Here is a 17,099-nt window from a genome sequence, read left to right on the forward strand (position 1 = left end):
ACCTGATTGTAACCCAACTAAATATGACTTTTTCAGTAGCAACCAACTAAATGTGACTTTTTATGACCTAGTTGGGATGAAAACAACTACTAAATATGACTTTATCTGGCTTGACAAGCTTTGGTATTTAGGAAAGAATTTATACTTAAGACAACAAAAAGTCATGCTAAGCGCTAGTTGTATCTACCTGTTATGACACAACCGAATATTTTGGAACTCGCGAAACAGGGAGATGCAAAAGCGATCGCGCTTCGGCTGAACCGCCAGCTACAAGCCAAGGGCATCACCGCCGCAGCTTCCCTTAAGGATGGTTGTTTACAGGTGATGCTGGAAGCCGCAGAAGCGCCTACTCAGCAAGTCTTGGCCCCGTGGGTGAGTAAGTCGATCGCTGGTTTGGGGACTGCATCCATTGAGAAAGTCAAGGTTTACGGGCGACAGACGGGCGCAAAGGTGCCGGCGTGGAGTCAAGAGTTTGAAGTGGCCGGGCAAAATTTGCTTGTTGCAAATGTAACACAGGGGCTGGCAACTTCTAGTGAAAATACGGAGTCAAATCAGCTTAGTTTGAAGGAACGGGCTAAGCTTGGGGATGTGGAGGCGATCGCCAGTCAGTTAAATCTTCCGTTGCAGAATAAGGGGATTAGTGCGACTGCGACTTTGCAAGACGGTTGTTTGCAAGTGATGCTGGAGGGCGATCGGGTTCCTGATGAGGAGGCTTCTATCAGGATTGTCCGCAAGGAGTTGACGAATTTGAAGGCCAGGGCGATCGCTTCTGTGAAGGTTTACGGGCAGCAGGTGGGGGAGAATTTTCCGGCTTGGAATCGAGAGTTTGAGTTGGTGGCACGAGCAAGTCAATCGTCCCATAATCTAGGAGTGAATACTACAAATCAGCTTTCGGCTAATAATTCGTATGCAGAAACAACGCAGGAGCCATCCTTAATACAAATTCTTAATCAAACGTCAACAGAACTATTATCAGACAATCAATGGAATGCTACATTTATAATCTTGAGTGTAATAGCATTCTTCATGCTTTTTGTGAATTTTACCTTGGCAGTTATTCTAGCTATTGCAGCAAGTATTGCTTATGTAAAGTATCAAAATACTCCTACTGGGAAAGCTGCTGCTGCTAAGCGACAGCTAGAAGCTTTACAAAAGGCTGAAGAAGCTGAACAGGAAAGGTTAAGGCAGGAAGAACAAAAAAGAATCTTGATCGAGGCGGCTCAATCCCAAGCTAAAGAATTAACAACTAATCTGGCTCATACAGTCTTAGATGAATTCAGAAAAGTTGATGCTAGAATAAGCGTAGGTGTTAACTATATAGATTTATCAAATGTTATAGCTCCAGCGAAATTCGCAACTCAGAAGTTTGAAAAATCCAAGGATTATAAAGTTTGCCCATACTTAAGTGAGCTTATAAGTAACACTATGTTATACTATGAACTTTCTCAGGAATGCTTTCAAAAAAAAGTAACCTATAAACCTTTAAATTCACAATTCAAAGCAATCCTACAAACAGAATTTACCGAGCTCAAAGGCGTAAGTTTGGACTCGGTTATCAGTACAATTTGGCAAAAAGCTGACCGTTATTCGGATGAAATAGAAGCAATACTTGAATCATCAGACAATCTTAGTGGCTAGATTGTTTTTGCTGTTATAAAACCCATAAACATTTAATTAAAAAATAGGATTTGTTTGATGAGTAAGAAAACAACTAACACAAAGCATTATCGCTTATGGACACCAGTAGCCAATGCTTATGAGATTTATCGCCGACGTTTAATCGCAGAGCCAACATCATTCTACGAACACACTTGGCGATTGATTCATATTCAGGAATAACTGATTGTGACACTCGGTTCCGCCTTGTCAACTCGCCTCCTTCACCTGTGGCAAAACGAGCCAAAAGCTATCGTAGAATTAAATAAATTGAGAGAGCGGATTACAGGCATTAAACTAGATGGCATTAGTGCTTCTGACTCAAGTTCGCGCAATGGAGGGGGATGCCTGAGTGATGGCAGCATGGTTAAATGGATTGAGCTACTTAATAGCTTTAAAAAACCTAATTTTAATCAAATAACACCATGCCCTTTTGTTGCCTCCGTTGCAGAGTATCTTGACCAAATTCTTAATGTCCCTTTGGCATTCCTCACAACTTGGGAGAGGATTGCCTCAGTCCCAGTAACTTATAAAGACCATAAACTTCCGATCATAGGTCGTTTTTTTGCTATAAATTCACTCCGTAATAAAATAGCTCATGTTCCGATCTCATCAGACACTTTTGATCGATTACATGGAGAGCTTCGGCAAGAGGTACTATCATTACTTACAGCCTCAGATGATTGGAAAAATAAAAAAACAACTGCCGATCCAGGAATTACTCAATGGTTCCCACCTCTGCGTGGTAAACTTCTTAACAACCGTGTCTATGTCACTGGTAGCAATGATTTTGGAGAAATACAGGATATTAAAGATGATAAAACCTACTGGGAATGGGGTCAAACCGATAACGAGAATGTTGAAAGATGGGTAGCTTCTCCGTTTGTACATATAAGTAATGATCTAAAAGTATCTCTCCTGATAGATGTGGACAATCTCAGCGCAGATTTAGAAGAAGAATGCAAGGGTGACTATTATCGCTTTGCAGCAGAAGTAGAGCCTGTTCGAGAAGTAATTCTCAACCAAGAGGTTATCCAATGCTGGATTCCAGTGCAGCAAGTTTCCTCTCTTGGAGAACCGCCAACGGACGGTCAGAATGATGAGGCTGTCACTATCTTGACAGAAACACAAGAAGAGCCGGAAGTTGAGGTGGCAAAATTAACTCCCTTAGACTTGCGGACAAAAGCAGAGAATGCGCGTCAAAACCGTAACTATCAAGAGGCGGTAAAGCTCTTTGATGAGTTAGAAAAGCGTAATGATAGGCGACAGTACACTGATGTTGCAATCCTTCACCACGGTTTTACATTATGGCGTTACGCTAATCGATTTTTATCCGGTGAGGAACGGGTCACACAAATGCGACGTGCAATCGAGTTACTAGAAAAAGCTTCCCAACATCAAGACATTATATATAGGGCTGAAGCTCGCTATGATAGGTCAAAAGCCCTATATCACTTGTCTGAGATTATTAAAGATGATACTAAACTCATCAATCAAGCAATAGAAGATGCTGAAATTGCTGCTAATTCCGGTTATAAACCCTCTTATATTAGTTGGCTTGAGCGGCTAAAAAGCAAAAAGGATTAACTAACAACGATTCCCGGCTAATAAGTGCCTATCCACCAGATTAAAAAAGAAAATGATTCAAGAATTTGACAGCGTTGCTTTAACATGGGAAACTTTTTGAAAGCACAAAAAATCAGGCACTGCCGTGTTCTAATTTCGGGTAATTTTATAAGTGCCAAATTCATTAATTAGAGAAACGTAAATCCCGCTCGCCCTCATCTCCCAACTTGTGAAAAAGTGCGATCGCCCTTACGTCCCAACTTGTCAAAAAGCGCGATCGCGCCTCTTCCCCTGTACTTGCAAAAAAATTACATCCAAGATAAAATAGGAAATAGAAACTAAGCAACCTCTGATGCTGAAAGCAAAAATATAATGAAAACTAAAAGCTTCACAGTCATCATTTACAAAGAAGAAGATATGTACATTGCCGAATGTCCAGAAGTCGGCACAATTGACCAAGGCGAAACCATAGAACAAGCGATCGCTAATCTCAAAGAAGCTACAAGGCTCTATCTCGAAGAGTGTCCTTTACCCGACGAAATCACTCCCAGGTTTGTAACTAGCATAGAGATTAGCTATGCCTAGGTTGCCCAGAATATCAAGCCTAGAAGTAATTCGCGTACTAGAGCGTTTAGACTTTTATCAAGCCAGACAAACGGGTAGCCATGTTGTCCTTAAAAAGCCTCTTCCAGACGGAGAAATTGTTTGCGTTGTGCCACTCCACCGCGAGTTAAAAATTGGTACTCTCAGCGGTGTTCTAAAGCAAGCAAAGGTCACACCTGATGAGTTTATAGCTAATTTATAAGTGAGAATAACCGGGTTTCCCAGTAGATGAGTTTTTGTAGCTTGTAGGGGTCGATCGCGATCGTAATGAAATAGCGATCGCCCTTACGTCCCCAATTGTCACAAAGTGCGTGAAGCGGAGCTATCCCGTAGGGAATCGCCCCTAAATGAATTATTCAAACTAACTCCGACACACTCAGCCGCCCTTCTACGGGTTCATACTCATCCTCTAAAAGCCAATACTGCGCTTCATCATAACTCTTACTAGAAAACACAACTTTATAACCCTCAGCCGGATCGTATATCCGACAATTTCCCTCAGCGTCACTTAGTAACAAAAGCAGATAAGGCGGTGAAAGATTTGAATCTATCCATACCTCTGTAAATTCCCAGTTATTCTTCACTAAATCGGGTTCGAGGCGTAACGTGGTATCGGTTTTCTGCATCAACTTTTATCTCTCCGTAGTAAAGTAAAAGACGGCTACCATCCGGGTCAACTCTATAACCAATTGATTCAGCAAAAAAACATACCATAACGATCGTAGCCCCGAATCGTACCTGTAAATTCTCCATCTTCTATTATGGCTTGAGCTACCTGATTCATAGTAGCCTCATCGTTAAAAATATGAGCAGCACGTCCTTTATTAAGCAGTCTTCTCATTTGTGGCGTGTCTGGCAAGTGTTTAGCAATGTGCCTGCTGTCAAGGGTGATTTGGCGATTAATTCCACTCATTAATTAATTAATTACTGAGCATACAAGTATGATTAAATCATGCGATCGCCCTTACATCCCAAATTGTCAAAAAGCCTGTAGGCGTAACCAGCCGCAGGCAATGGGCGCAGCCTCGCTATGCCTGTAGCAAATCCCCACCAGTCAACAATTGATACTACGAAACATCCCTCTAAAAAATACTTGACAGTCAAAATCTGGCGGTGTATTATAGAAGTAGTGCAAACAATTAAAAACATGAGACTAAAAAGTTGGGAGTATCCCCGCAGCGAGGGTAGAAACTCCAAAGGTAAAGGCGGCTCAGCCAGGGCTCGGCAACTCAAAAAGCAACAGCAAACTCTGCGAAAACAGTTAAAAGCTCAACACGATCGACAAAACCACCAACCAAACCACCAACCAAACCATCAAGGGAAGGAAACCGATAATTCCTTCCCTTTTTTTGTATCTTTTCGCTGCTCAATCCCGCTGAATGTTCGGACAAATCGTGCGAGTAATGCTCGCCTGCGATGGTTGCTCTTGCCAGCAGTTGAGAATGCCTTGCAACTCCCTCTTCAAAGTTTCTAAGGCTGCAATTTGCACGGAAATTTCCTCTACCTTAGCCGTGAGATGCTGCTTCGCTTCAGAGCAAGGCAACTCTCCCCGATCGCGAACTTGTAAAATATCCTTAATCTCCTGAAGGCTCAAACCCAGAGTCTGAGATCGTTTAATAAACGCCAACCTGTTAAATACCGTTTCGCCAAACAAGCGATAACCAGCGGGCGATCGCTTTACCGCAGGAGACAGCAAGCCCATCTCCTCATAGTAACGAACAGTTTTCACCGACAAACCACTACAGGCAGCTACAGAGCCAATTTTGTACAGTTTCTCGGCAACAGAAATATTCATACACCAAGCATCCAAGATCGAAAGACTTTCTTGCCCTATCTTTTAGTGCCTCAGATCCAGGGAGTCGATCGGCACATCGCCCAGTCACCATTGCCCGCTAATCTTAATAAGGAGGATTTTTTTTAGACACGTTAAGCACGGGCAACTGAGGTCTAGAAGACTGAGGAGGAAGATAGTATTCGGGAGCAGGTGCGGTTTGTTCGGCTCCAGAGCGGTAAATTTGCCACCAGCGGAGAGCCATCGCCACCCCAGCGGTGCCAAGCCCAAAAGCCAATAAAGAGCCACTCGCACCGATGCTGCCGATGGCTGCATCGACAACGCCCACTGTCACAACAAAACTGGTAATTGGTTCTCTACGGTAAGCTGACCTCAAAAGTCGCGTCCACGAAGCATTCATTTGGTTTTACTCTGTTCTATATTTATTTACAAGCTCTAAAACTTAGAGTTGGCGGAACGATCGGGATTTCTAGCTCAAAGACTAGCTTCACCTAAATTAATCTTCTCGCCTGTGGGGAATTGTACGGGAGCGAGGCAAAATTGCCAAGCTAGTCAAATCAAAATTCCACCCCATATACACCTCCAAAAGCCAGCTATTGCATTCGGGAACAGATCTCTCTCGACAGAGAAGTCGCTGGGCTTGTTTCTAATTAATATTTTAATCAATTCCCGAATTTGTCGCGGTCAGCAGAAGTCACACCCGCTGCCGGAAGAGTCAAGACAAAGTGTAAGGCTGACCGCGCCGTTGCTAAAATTAGTTGAGACCTAACCAGGACAGCAAGCCCTGGCCTGTGACATACTCGATAATTAAAGTTAGAGAAAAACCGATCATGGCGGCTCGACCGTTAAGGCGTTCCGCGTAGCTGTTGAAGCCAAACTTTGGCTGTTCCAGTTTGGGAGTGACGGTGGGTTGTAGTTGTGTCATTGCTTTGGGTACCTGGCGATCGACGCTATTCAAATGTGAAATCCAATGTTAGTTACAAATCTTAAACATTGCTACTTCTATTATAAAGAGGCTTAACCGCCGTCAACCGTCCCCGAAGAGAAAAAACTGCTGCCAACTAATGCCAATTAATTATACCCGCTCAAAATATGACTAATCAGTTAGATAACGATAAGCTTCCTGTCGCGGTACAGCGAGTAGCCTTTGCCCTTCGTACAACAGGCTGGGTTTGCTTCTGGGTACAGGTAGTGCTAGGGGTGGTAGCGGCGATCATTTTGCTCTTTGCCATCCCCTTCGCCATCCCCAGGGCTAGCGCCGCTGCGGGTTCAACCAGTGCCGGCACCGGCGGCGGCGTATTTTTTGCCATTTGCGGGCTGGCCGTACTCGCTTACAGCGTTTATCGCTCTTTCCGCTTCACCCGCTTGTCGAGACAACTGCGATCGCCCGCTAACGCTGTCCGCCCCAAAAAAGCAGACACCATCAAAGAAGTGCGGCTGGCACTTTGGAGCAACTTATCGGGAATGGTACTGACGCTCATCGGCGCAGAAGCCATCAGCGGCACGCTTTTAGCCAAATCTCTAGCTCAGCCGCAAGCCTTGTTCGGTGCCGCAGTTGATTTGGGCCGATTTATTCAGCCCCTAGATATATTTGTCGTACTCGCCAATACTCACGCCACTGTTGCCCATTTTGTCGGGATTTTCGGGGCTCTTTTTTTGCTCGATCGCATCCACAAGCAATAGACAATCAATAAGGGGGAATTGCGCCTCTCCCACTCTCCCACTCTCTCACTCTCTCACTCTCCCTCACTCTCCCACTCTCCCCCAACCGACATCCGGAATCACTGCCAACCTGTCGAAGAACGTACTCAGATACCTTCTACCAAGACAACATGAATATCATGGCACTGAAACCCGAGGCTTATTTTGGGGTGACAGATCACCCAACTATTGAAATTTCTCAAGAAAGTTTTCGTTCTGTCCTAGGTCAAATAGAAACTGAACTCCTCTGTAGCGACACCTATAGCCACGCTCTAGCTAGCCTGCAAACAATGTTGGGCGAAGCCGCCTCCGCTGCCGAAATTTTAATTAGAGCAGTTAGCAGAGAAGCCGTCAAGCTCGCATTCGATCGATTTCCCAAACAAAACAAAATTGAACCGCAACTACCCCAAGAGAGTGTTACTGCTGTAAGTCCCGCCATTGAGACGGTGACAGAAATTCAAGCATTGGAGTCACCAGTAGGTGTTCCTGTCTTCTATTGGCGCAGCGCTAGTGTGGAAGCGCCCCCCCAAACCGAGTCCGACACTGAAAATTCCGATCGAGACACTAACACTTCTGAAGACAGCAAACAAGCGCCCCAAGACGAAATTAAAGTCGAGTCGGCTCCACCTGCAACTGTCACCGTCCCCGGAAAATCCTTCCCAGGGTTCGGTTTTCCCAAAAAGCCGAAAAAACTCACCAAGGAAGAAGAAGCAGCTTTAGCCGTTCAAAAGCGAGAAGAGTGCCTGCGGGAGTTGGGTGGAGAATTGCGTAAAGGACGGCAAATTCGCTCCCTATCCATGCAGCAACTCCACAGTCAAACTCTCGTGCCGCTGCACCACATCGAATCGATCGAAAATGGGGAAATCGACAAACTGCCCCAAGATATTTACGTTAGAGGTTTTATCCGCAGACTCGGCGACGCCTTGGGACTAGACGGCAGCGCTATGGCGAATGCTTTGCCCAAACCCGATCCGAGCCCAATTCCCAGTATGTATGTGTCTGTTTCCGATTCCGACTCAAGCGAAGGCTTTCAAATGCGTCCGGTGCATTTGTACATCGGCTACACCGCTTTGATGGCTGGGGCTGTAGGGGGCTTGGGTTGGCTGTCGCAGCAACCCGTGGTGCCAGGAGCACAGGCAGTGCCTCCAACGCAGGTGACACCGCCAGCCTCAGTGGCACCGGCTCAGAAGACCCCAGAAAAAGCACCTCAACCGGGCTTGAAGAAGTCTAGCAACGGGGGATTGATGATGGGGGCTGACATGGCGCCGCCGGAGGTGATTTTTGGTTAGTGTGTGTCGGGCGAGCGATCGTCCGACCACTCTCTTGGTCCAGGTGAACTCGGAAAGCTGGTTTCCGAATTCACCTACATACGGATACTTCCTTGAAGAAATAAGTCTTGGAAAGCAATTACGGTTGAGATTTTAGTTCCATCCCCCACCTTCATCCATCTGTGGAGTCAATCCTAAAATCTCAAATCGACGGGTCGTGTACCCAAAGTGAATTTTCAACTGCATCAGGAAACCCGATATGTGCGATAAACTATCTATTTGACCACTCCTCAAAGAGGTTTCCGATAAGATGAGTTCCCCAGCCACCGCTGCTTTCTCCGATCTCGATCCGCTATCGACTCACTCGCCAACAGTCACGAGTTTGACAGCACCAGACAGTGCTTTGGTAACGGCGGCTCAACTGCCACAAAAATCTTGGACAATAGAAGATAGTGAGAAACTCTACCGCATTCAAGGTTGGGGCGAACCGTATTTTTCGATCAATGCAGCCGGTCACGTTACAGTTTCTCCCAAGGGCGATCGCGGCGGTTCCCTCGACTTGTGCGAACTGGTAGAATCCCTGAAACAGCGGAATTTGGCTTTGCCCCTGCTGATTCGATTTTCTGATATTTTGGAAGACCGGATCGAGCGCTTAAATTCTTGTTTTGCCAGAGCGATCGCTCGGTACAATTACAAAAATGTCTATCGCGGTGTGTTTCCAGTTAAATGCAACCAGCACCGACAATTAATTCAAGATTTGGTGCGTTTTGGTCAACCCCATCACTTCGGACTGGAAGCCGGATCTAAACCGGAATTAATGATAGCTTTGGCGACATTGAAAACTCCAGGCGCTTTGTTAATTTGTAATGGTTACAAAGACCGCGAATACATCGAAACTGCTATTTTGGCGCAGCGGCTAGGGCAAACTTCCGTAATTGTGCTGGAGCAAATTGAGGAAGTAGAACTCGCAATCGCCGCGAGCAAAGCATTAGGAATTAAACCGATTTTGGGAGTGCGAGCAAAACTCACTACCAAAGGGGTTGGCCGCTGGGGAGGTTCCACGGGCGATCGGGCAAAATTTGGCTTGACAATTCCTGAAATTATCCGTGCAGTCGGCGAACTAGAAAAAGCTGGAATGCTCAATTGTTTGCAGTTACTGCACTTTCACATCGGCTCTCAAATTTCCTCAATTAGTGTCATCAAAGACGCCATTCGAGAAGCCAGCCACATTTATGTAGAATTAGCTAAATTGGGAGCTAATATGAACTACTTGGACGTAGGCGGTGGACTCGGCGTTGACTACGACGGATCTAAAACAAACTTCCACGCTTCCAAAAACTACAATATGCAAAACTACGCTAACGACGTAGTAGCGGGAGTGAAAGATGCCTGCGACGAGCGGAAAATCCCGGTTCCCATTATCATTAGCGAAAGCGGGCGGGCGATCGCTTCTCACCAATCAGTGTTAGTTTTTGACGTACTCGGTACTAGCGATGTCCCCAGAGAAGTACCCGAACCAGTAGATGAAAACGCGCACCAAATTCCGCGCAATCTCTACGAAATTTACCAATCTATCAGTCCCGAAAATTACCAAGAAGTTTATCACGATGCTATCCAATTTAAGGAAGAAGCAGTCAGTTTATTTAACTTAGGCTATTTGGGAATTGCGGAACGGGCGAAAACCGAACAGTTGTACTGGGCTTGCTGCGATAAAATACAGAAGATCGCGAGGCTAAAAGAATATGTATCGGATGATTTGGAAGAGTTAGAAAAGGTGATGGCGTCCATTTATTACATCAACTTATCTGTTTTCCAGTCCGTACCAGACAGTTGGGCAATTAACCAATTGTTCCCAATTATGCCAATTAACCGACTCGATGAAGAACCAACTCAACGGGGTATTTTAGCCGATCTTACCTGCGACAGCGACGGCAAAATCGACCAATTCATCGATTTGCGAGATGTGAAGTCGGTTTTGGAACTGCATACTCTCAAACCTGGAGAACCGTACTATTTGGCGCTATTTTTGGGAGGTGCTTATCAAGAAATTATGGGCAACCTTCACAACTTATTCGGCGATGCTAATGCAGTTCACATTCAGCTAACACCTTCTGGCTATCATATCGAACACGTTGTGAAAGGAGACACTATGAAAGAAGTGCTCAGCTACGTACAGTACGATTCAGAAAATTTGGTTGAAAGCATCCGCTGTCAGACAGAAGCAGCTTTGCAGCAAAATAAAATTACTCTTTCGGAGGCCCAACTTTTGCTGCAAAATTACGAGCGGAGTCTCAGCCAATATACTTATCTTCAGTCTTAAAATGTAGGGTGCGCACTGCGCACCTTACTTTGAGCAACTAGCAATTAGCAATTAGCAATTAGCAATTATTCAGGATTGCCGAGAATTTCTGCGATCGCCCGCCGCTCTTCTCCGTGTTGAGTGGGTAAAACTTGGCGAGCGTCAGTAATCAGCCAATCGAGAGCCGCCGCTTGCAAATCGATCGCCGCCCCGGTTTTATCAACGCAGTAGCGCCCGAACACCAGTTTGTCAACCAACCGCACCTCCGGGCCCAAACGGGAATACTCAAAAATCACGCTGTTTTCCACCGTTGCGCCACTGCAAAGCCAGCAATTTGGGCCAATCATTGTCGGCCCGACAATTTTCGCTCCATCCTCAATGATCGTCATCCCACCAATGTAAACAGGCCCAGTAATATCAACCTTATCCCAGTTGACAGCTACATTCAAACCCGCGTAAACACCGGGGCGCACTTCAATTCCGGGAATCGAAACATTTTTAACTTGTCCCAGCAGCACGCTCTGAATTGCCCGCCAGTAGTCAGGAACTTTGCCGATATCCACCCACTCAAAGTCCATGCTAATCCCGTAAAAAGGCGCGCCTTCTGCTACTAGCTTGGGAAATAACTCCGAACCGATATCGTATTCCTGGCCCGAAGGGATGTATTTGAATATTTCCGGTTCAAAAATATAAATACCAGTGTTAATGTCGGTACTCAGAGCTTCCTCTACAGAAGGTTTTTCTTGGAAATCTTTAATTTTGCCAGACTCATCTGTTACTACCACTCCGTAACTGGGGACCTCCTCGCGGGGAACCGATTTCATAACAATAGTAGCGATCGCCCCTTTTTCCCGGTGCCACTTCACAGCAGCAGTCAAGTCCAAGTCAATCAAAGCGTCGCCGCACAGCACCACAAAAGTATCGTCAAAAAACGGCGAGAAATCCTGAATTCGTTTCATGCCGCCAGCCGAACCGAGAGCCTCTCCAATCATTTCTCCCTCCTCAATTCGCCCTTCAAAAGAATAGGCAATTTGTACCCCAAACTTTTGACCGTCGCGGAAGTAGTTTTCAATCACGTCTGCCAGGTGGGAAACATTGACCATAATCTGGTCAAATCCGTGCTGGCGGAGCAATTCAACCAAAAACTCCATCACTGGCTTTTGCAGGATGGGAATCATCGGTTTGGGTATTGTCTGAGTAATGGGACGGACGCGAGTGCCTTTACCGGCCGCCAGAATCATCGCTTTCATTATTAACTTCCTCAACCCTCTGTTAACTGATATCAACTGAACAATTAGATGCTAGCGGTTGCGATCGCAGCAAAATCCTGACTCCGCCCAAAAACGGGTACAAGTTTCCGACGCGAGCGTCCGGGTCGATTTCAAAATTTTAGACGCTAGTTCAAGCTCTCAGATTCAATGCAAAAGTAAATCTAAAATCTAAAATCTAAAATCTAAAATCGACTGACCTATTTATAGGCGACATCGTACCAGGCTATCAATGACTCTTCCCTATTTGCTTGATTTAAAAAACCAGGAATCGGGAATCAGCAAAAACTTCGCACTCCCGGTGTCCGCATTCGAGACTCAGCAGCAGAATGGCGGCGAGCGAGGTTCTGTCTGGAATTTTAACCGACGCAGCGGCACAGTTATTAGTTTCGCCCGATAAACTAATACCCTGCAAGCTCAAAGCGCGCGGATTTTAAGGTCTTGGTAAAACTCCTCTTGAAGCAACTCTACTTTAGACTGAGCCGACAGCAGCAACAGTGCCCAAAAAATACCCACACGGTCATGATTTGGCAAGTGAACTTCCCCAGTCGATACCGGGAGTTCTGGGTTGACAGGAGAGTGCAAATCGTTATGATGCCAGAGGTCCAACAATTTGTCCAAGTCCAGCCAACCCTCGTCAATTTCCGAGCCCCGCTGAGCCAGAAACCGTTCGAGTTCGCTAGCAGTTTCTACGAGATTTTCTTGGTGAGCTAGCTCAAAGATAGCCTGAGCTGCTTGCGATCGCATTTTTGAGGTAGGGCGACGCCGGGGGGTAACTGTCTGCTCCATGGCGGCTTTCATGAGCTGCAACTGCTCAATCAGTTCTGGGAGAGTCACCGGGCGTTTTTGCGGTAGTTGAGCTACACCTCGACGGCGCAATTGCCGCTCCAAATGCTGGGGCAAGTGTCGCCCTCCTGAGTGCTCTGCGTCTTCGAGTGTCGCCTCCTCGGCAGACTCTGGATTCGCGGGGGGTTCTGAGAGGACGATACTTTCTGCTTTGAGCAAAACCAGCATGGAAGCGTACAAAAACGCTTGACCGGAGTGGGACAAATCAGAGAAATCCTTACTGGCATCGCCATCGCAGGCGTTCGTAAGCTTGCTCAAACATCGATCGAAAACTTCAATTACCTTAACGTCCCAAGGATCGATTTCTCCCCGTTCTGCGAGGTCAATTAAAATTGCGATCCCCTCGGAAATCGTTTCTAAACCATCTTGGTCTCGGGAAACGGCCATTCGATTTTAGATTTTAGATTTTAGATTTTAGATTTTGCCTCTGAGAAAACGAGAGAGCATATCAAGTTAATTGGCGGTCATTTCAGCAGTTGTACCCTCAATGGCTGCTATTTCTAAACTTATCGGTTCTGCACTTTCTAACAAAGGTTGTTTGCCTTCTACTTCAGCTTTATAGCGTTCAAGGTTTTGTTCTAATTCCTGAATCCGCTGCTCTTTTTCGCGAACTTGGCGAATCTCTTGGCGCAATGCGAGGGTTCGCTGCATTCTCGACCACAGACTGAACAGCCAGGCTAGTGTTGCCCCTAATCCGGTCGCTACAATTAGTTCTACGCACAGCGGAGCTTTAACTTGGACGCCTTCGATAACTTGAATCGCGACTGGCTGTGTATTTTCGATACTGAATAATACTAGAGCCAAGCAAATCAGAAATATGAAGAAGAAATTTAGCGATCGCATTTTCTCTGTTCCTAATTCTCAATTCAGGTCAAGCAAATTGTTTCTCATTTGTCAACTGTTTTTGGGCAGATTATCCCAGCTTTTTTGATAATATCAAATCTGCTAAATTAACCATAATATCCGAGGATTGGCGGGTTTATTGCAGCTCTGAGAGTTGATTGAAGAGATTGGTTCACCCGCCCCTCTAGGACATATACTTTTTAGGTTTGGCCGATGTTTTGCGATTTGTTGCCGATTCCCAGCGCTGGCAATATTTGATATTTCAAAGCAATCCCCGCCGCCACAAATAAGGCAATAATCAGCGCCCCAATTCCTACGGGACTGGGAATCCAGAATATCGCCTCCAAATAGTTAACTTCTCCGGGTTTGAGCTTCCAAACTAACTGTTTTCCTTGCTGATAGCTTTCGGGAACCAGCGCACCGGCGACAGTTTCAATACTTTCGGCGCCCCAAGGCGTGTTCAAGCTAAAGTCTAGCTCCAAAAGTCCCCCCGGGCTCAGCAGCAGACTGCCATTAGAAGAAAGCAGTGAAAGAGAGCGCAAATCCAATTCCAAACTCAACCGATTTCGCAGCACCAATAACAAATTATTCTGCTTGATATTCAGGTGAGATTCAAACTTCGGCAAATCTGTTTCTAGCGGACTTGCGACCCGATTTTTGGTGGTTGGTGCGACGGGATTGTAAAATTGGTTGAACTTGTCTTGCAACTCGGCTCCATTATTGAAAGGAATCCTCACTAGAACTTCTGTGGGCGAAAGCCGTTTAGTTTTTCCGTCCAGCAACCTCACCCGGCGTTCTACGCTTTTCAACCATTCTGCAACAGTTTCGGTGCTGAAACTCGTCAACCTTTCCCCCAGTTTTATGTGCTGTACGATTTCGCCACGAGTTTGACTCTCAAAGTTCACTCCGACATCGTACTGAACGCATCCACTCACTAGAGTTAAAAGGCAAAAAACCAAAGGTAAAAGAAAGAAAAAGTGCTTTTTCTTCTTCCGAGTTCCATCCTTGAAATTTTGCTCTTTCATTGTACCTTTTTTCCTGTTTTTCCCTATTTGCATGAATTAGCAAAGCGTTGAATTATCGGCAGTATTTATGTGTTTTTATTTCCACGTCTGGACTTGCGAACTGCATACCAAAAACCCAGTTTAGGGGCTGCCGAAGGGCGATTTCACAGATGCTTTGTGGCAGAAACCGGGTTTTTTTGACGTGAGTGCTAACATTTTTCTAGCAGCAGTGTCGGCTTTACCTGGAATTAACCGCACTGAACTTATTGCCTGGAAGCTACACCCAACTGTTGAAACAGCATACTCGGCAAATATGCCGCACCGCCTACCCATTCGGCTTCGCTGCTCAAATCTGCCAAATTTTTAAAGGCTTCAAAAATGCTGCCTGCCACCATTGTATTCTTGACGCGGCCGACAATTTTGCCTTTTTCTACTTTATAGCCTAAGTCCAAATTGACAGAAAATTCGCCAGCTAACTGATTGGACTGACCGGCACCTAAAACCTGCTCTACTATTAGACCTTCGTCCATGCTAGCAATCAAGTCTTGAGTGGCGGTATTTCCTGGGGAAATGCAAAAGTTAGTCAAATCAGGGCCTGGGCGAGACAGTCCGCCACGAAAACCGTTGCCGGTTGATTGTACACCGGCGCGAGCGGCCCACCTGCGATCCCAATAAAATCCGGTGACAGTACCTTTGTCTATCAAGACTTTGCGGGTGGTGGGTGTACCTTCGTCGTCAAAGGGACAAGCAGAAGGACCTAAAGTGGGGTCTTCAAAAAAGGTAAAGCGTTCGTCAAATAAGGTTTCGCCGATTTTGTCGGCTAGGGGAGAGGCTTTTTGAACTACTGCTTGACCTGAAAGGATGGTATCAAACAAGCCGCCGAGGGTGCTAGCAGCGCCTCTGGGGGTAAATAATACTGGGTAGGAACCGCTGGTGATGGTGGCTGAATGTTCGGCGAGGCGGTATTTTTCGAGGAGTGATTCGAGGATGCTGTTGGTGTCGAGGGGACGATCGCGCGCAACGTCGTAACTGTATGCTTGCATAAAATCTTCTCCCTTTACCAAATTTCCCGAGATCGAGCCGCTGATTATTTGGCTGCTTCTTTCGGCATACAGGTCTTGCGTAGTGGCAATTTTCACGCGGCCACTGCGGACGTGGAAGCCGACATCTACCATAATATCGGGATTGTAGGCGTGAACTTGTTCGATCAGGTTTTTGCCGTTTTCGACTAATTCTTGAGTTGTGGGCGGAGTGTAGCTGGTTTCCGGGCCTTTTAGGTGGAAGTTGGAGGCGAGTTCAAATTCTGCGGGGTCGCCGATTTCGGCTGTTTGAATCGCTGCATCTACTAAATCGTCTATCCGCGTTAAATCTGTGGAACTAGCAAAACCGATTTTGCCGTGCGAAATCAGCCGGAGTGCTACGCCTTGCAGTGCTTTAGTTTGCAGGGATTTGAGGCGATTGTTTTCAAATTCTATGGGAGTGTCTTGACTCGACAGGTAGTATACTTCAGCGGCATCCGCGCGTTGAGATGCCAATTTCAAAATCTGTTCTATGGTTGAATCGCTCACAATAATCGGCTTTCTGGTTTGGTCTTTTTTTTATTTTAGCAATTATCGCTATTCAACATCTGACTCCTGCCTCTTGCTCGATAATTAATCGGTGTATCCGTGTCAAAACTACTGGTGGTGCCTTCCTTATTCATTCTTCCTAACCTCAGCTACATCCGTTACATCCGTTAAATAATCCGTTGCCGAACTTCCTTTTCCTGTAATTGTAATTCACACTATTTAAAAACATAGTTAACGGCTGCAAACAGTCGCTCTAAGTCCTGAATTGTATAGAAAAATTTATTTGTTGAGTAAATATTTATAATTTGAGCTTGCCAAACTGCCACATTGCCCCATTAGAAACAATACCAAATATAGTTTGTTCGGGTTCATTGTTAAGTCGCTGCACGGCGATCATTTCTGCCAAATACTGCCCCCATACTTCATCAAATGCGCTCTCTTTCTTGGTTTCAACTAATATGAAATAGGGCTTGTGAAAAACTACTGTGCCGAGGGGGGAGCGGTTCGCCAATATATAATCTGGAATTCCTAACAGATTCTCATTATAGACTAAGGGTTGGTCACTCCAGAGGAGAAAATTAATTCGATAATTTTCCCAAACTTCTTTTAACCCACATTCCGCAGATATTTAAGCAGAGAGAAAGGAAGATAGATTCGGCAACACAAAACCCCCAAACGATTGCTG

21 protein-coding genes are annotated in these 17,099 nt (G+C 45.7%); 8 read left to right on the top strand and 13 right to left on the bottom strand.

Annotated elements, in window-relative coordinates; translation table 11 throughout:
- Nucleotides 1–192 precede the first annotated feature (192 nt).
- From QUA53_RS07070 to QUA53_RS07085, 4 genes are all read left to right on the top strand, one after another.
- Nucleotides 193–1,638, top strand: coding sequence for a hypothetical protein (locus QUA53_RS07070; RefSeq protein ID WP_333095854.1), 1,446 nt, complete (start codon nt 193–195; stop codon nt 1,636–1,638).
- Nucleotides 1,639–1,845: 207 nt separating this feature from the next.
- Complete coding sequence (locus QUA53_RS07075) at nt 1,846–3,243, top strand: hypothetical protein (RefSeq protein ID WP_333095855.1); 1,398 nt, start codon at nt 1,846–1,848, stop codon at nt 3,241–3,243.
- A gap of 351 nt (nt 3,244–3,594) precedes the next feature.
- Nucleotides 3,595–3,807 carry a type II toxin-antitoxin system HicB family antitoxin gene (locus QUA53_RS07080; RefSeq protein WP_333095856.1) on the top strand — a complete coding sequence of 71 codons (213 nt, stop codon included), beginning with the start codon at nt 3,595–3,597 and terminating at the stop codon, nt 3,805–3,807.
- Nucleotides 3,800–4,027 (top strand): type II toxin-antitoxin system HicA family toxin, encoded by a 228-nt coding sequence (locus QUA53_RS07085; protein WP_015174173.1) that lies wholly within the window; start codon nt 3,800–3,802, stop codon nt 4,025–4,027. Before QUA53_RS07080 ends, QUA53_RS07085 begins: the two co-directional genes overlap by 8 nt.
- A 154-nt stretch (nt 4,028–4,181) precedes the next feature.
- On the opposite strand, the gene QUA53_RS07090 is transcribed toward QUA53_RS07085, so the two are convergent.
- The 7 genes from QUA53_RS07090 to QUA53_RS07115 form a co-directional block, all read right to left on the bottom strand.
- Nucleotides 4,182–4,451 carry a hypothetical protein gene (locus QUA53_RS07090; protein ID WP_333095871.1) on the bottom strand — a complete coding sequence of 90 codons (270 nt, stop codon included), beginning with the start codon at nt 4,449–4,451 and terminating at the stop codon, nt 4,182–4,184.
- The gene (locus QUA53_RS29145; protein ID WP_445304925.1) at nt 4,399–4,578 is read right to left on the bottom strand and encodes a DUF6972 family protein; all 180 of its coding nucleotides are present in this window, start codon (nt 4,576–4,578) and stop codon (nt 4,399–4,401) included. The genes QUA53_RS07090 and QUA53_RS29145 overlap by 53 nt, the downstream gene beginning before the upstream one ends.
- Nucleotides 4,520–4,738, bottom strand: coding sequence for a DUF6972 family protein (locus QUA53_RS07095; protein WP_333095857.1), 219 nt, complete (start codon nt 4,736–4,738; stop codon nt 4,520–4,522). The genes QUA53_RS29145 and QUA53_RS07095 overlap by 59 nt, the downstream gene beginning before the upstream one ends.
- 32 nt (nt 4,739–4,770) lie before the next feature.
- Nucleotides 4,771–5,058: a hypothetical protein gene (locus tag QUA53_RS07100; protein WP_333248770.1), complete on the bottom strand. Its 288-nt coding sequence runs from the start codon at nt 5,056–5,058 to the stop codon at nt 4,771–4,773.
- 133 nt (nt 5,059–5,191) lie between these two features.
- Nucleotides 5,192–5,620, bottom strand: a complete 429-nt coding sequence (locus QUA53_RS07105) for a heavy metal-responsive transcriptional regulator (protein WP_006632299.1) — start codon at nt 5,618–5,620, stop codon at nt 5,192–5,194.
- Nucleotides 5,621–5,723: 103 nt separating this feature from the next.
- Nucleotides 5,724–6,017 carry a hypothetical protein gene (locus QUA53_RS07110; RefSeq protein WP_333095860.1) on the bottom strand — a complete coding sequence of 98 codons (294 nt, stop codon included), beginning with the start codon at nt 6,015–6,017 and terminating at the stop codon, nt 5,724–5,726.
- Between the two features lie 354 nt (nt 6,018–6,371).
- A complete protein-coding gene (locus QUA53_RS07115) occupies nt 6,372–6,542 on the bottom strand; it encodes a hypothetical protein (RefSeq protein WP_172186391.1) in 171 nt (56 codons plus the stop codon).
- Nucleotides 6,543–6,709: 167 nt separating this feature from the next.
- Here QUA53_RS07115 and QUA53_RS07120 point away from each other — a divergent pair, with 167 nt between their 5' ends.
- The 3 genes from QUA53_RS07120 to speA all read left to right on the top strand — a co-directional run bounded on the left by QUA53_RS07120 (nt 6,710) and on the right by speA (nt 10,906).
- On the top strand, nt 6,710–7,300 hold the full coding sequence (locus QUA53_RS07120) for a DUF3611 family protein (protein WP_333034942.1): 591 nt from the start codon (nt 6,710–6,712) through the stop codon (nt 7,298–7,300).
- A gap of 158 nt (nt 7,301–7,458) precedes the next feature.
- Complete coding sequence (locus QUA53_RS07125; RefSeq protein ID WP_333095861.1) at nt 7,459–8,607, top strand: helix-turn-helix domain-containing protein; 1,149 nt, start codon at nt 7,459–7,461, stop codon at nt 8,605–8,607.
- A gap of 289 nt (nt 8,608–8,896) precedes the next feature.
- The gene (gene speA, locus QUA53_RS07130) at nt 8,897–10,906 is read left to right on the top strand and encodes a biosynthetic arginine decarboxylase (protein ID WP_333095862.1); all 2,010 of its coding nucleotides are present in this window, start codon (nt 8,897–8,899) and stop codon (nt 10,904–10,906) included.
- A 65-nt stretch (nt 10,907–10,971) separates the two neighbouring features.
- Here speA and QUA53_RS07135 read toward each other — a convergent pair whose 3' ends face one another.
- Nucleotides 10,972–12,135: an NDP-sugar synthase gene (locus QUA53_RS07135; protein WP_333095863.1), complete on the bottom strand. Its 1,164-nt coding sequence runs from the start codon at nt 12,133–12,135 to the stop codon at nt 10,972–10,974.
- Between the two features lie 250 nt (nt 12,136–12,385).
- Between QUA53_RS07135 and QUA53_RS07140 the strand changes: the two genes are divergently transcribed.
- The gene (locus QUA53_RS07140) at nt 12,386–12,553 is read left to right on the top strand and encodes a hypothetical protein (RefSeq protein WP_333095864.1); all 168 of its coding nucleotides are present in this window, start codon (nt 12,386–12,388) and stop codon (nt 12,551–12,553) included.
- Nucleotides 12,554–12,570: 17 nt separating this feature from the next.
- Here QUA53_RS07140 and QUA53_RS07145 read toward each other — a convergent pair whose 3' ends face one another.
- The 5 genes from QUA53_RS07145 to QUA53_RS07165 form a co-directional block, all read right to left on the bottom strand.
- Entirely contained in the window at nt 12,571–13,386 is an 816-nt protein-coding gene (locus QUA53_RS07145) for a segregation/condensation protein A (protein WP_333095865.1), read from the bottom strand.
- 66 nt (nt 13,387–13,452) lie between these two features.
- Complete coding sequence (locus tag QUA53_RS07150) at nt 13,453–13,842, bottom strand: lipopolysaccharide assembly protein LapA domain-containing protein (RefSeq protein ID WP_333095866.1); 390 nt, start codon at nt 13,840–13,842, stop codon at nt 13,453–13,455.
- Between the two features lie 200 nt (nt 13,843–14,042).
- Nucleotides 14,043–14,867 (bottom strand): DUF3153 domain-containing protein, encoded by an 825-nt coding sequence (locus tag QUA53_RS07155; protein ID WP_333095867.1) that lies wholly within the window; start codon nt 14,865–14,867, stop codon nt 14,043–14,045.
- Nucleotides 14,868–15,109: 242 nt separating this feature from the next.
- Entirely contained in the window at nt 15,110–16,414 is a 1,305-nt protein-coding gene (locus tag QUA53_RS07160) for a metallopeptidase TldD-related protein (protein WP_333095868.1), read from the bottom strand.
- 298 nt (nt 16,415–16,712) lie between these two features.
- Nucleotides 16,713–16,925, bottom strand: a complete 213-nt coding sequence (locus QUA53_RS07165; protein ID WP_333095869.1) for a hypothetical protein — start codon at nt 16,923–16,925, stop codon at nt 16,713–16,715.
- Nucleotides 16,926–17,099: the final 174 nt, after the last annotated feature.

The organism is Microcoleus sp. Pol12B3 (genome assembly GCF_036701355.1).
Taxonomy (GTDB): Bacteria; Cyanobacteriota; Cyanobacteriia; order Cyanobacteriales; family Microcoleaceae; genus Microcoleus.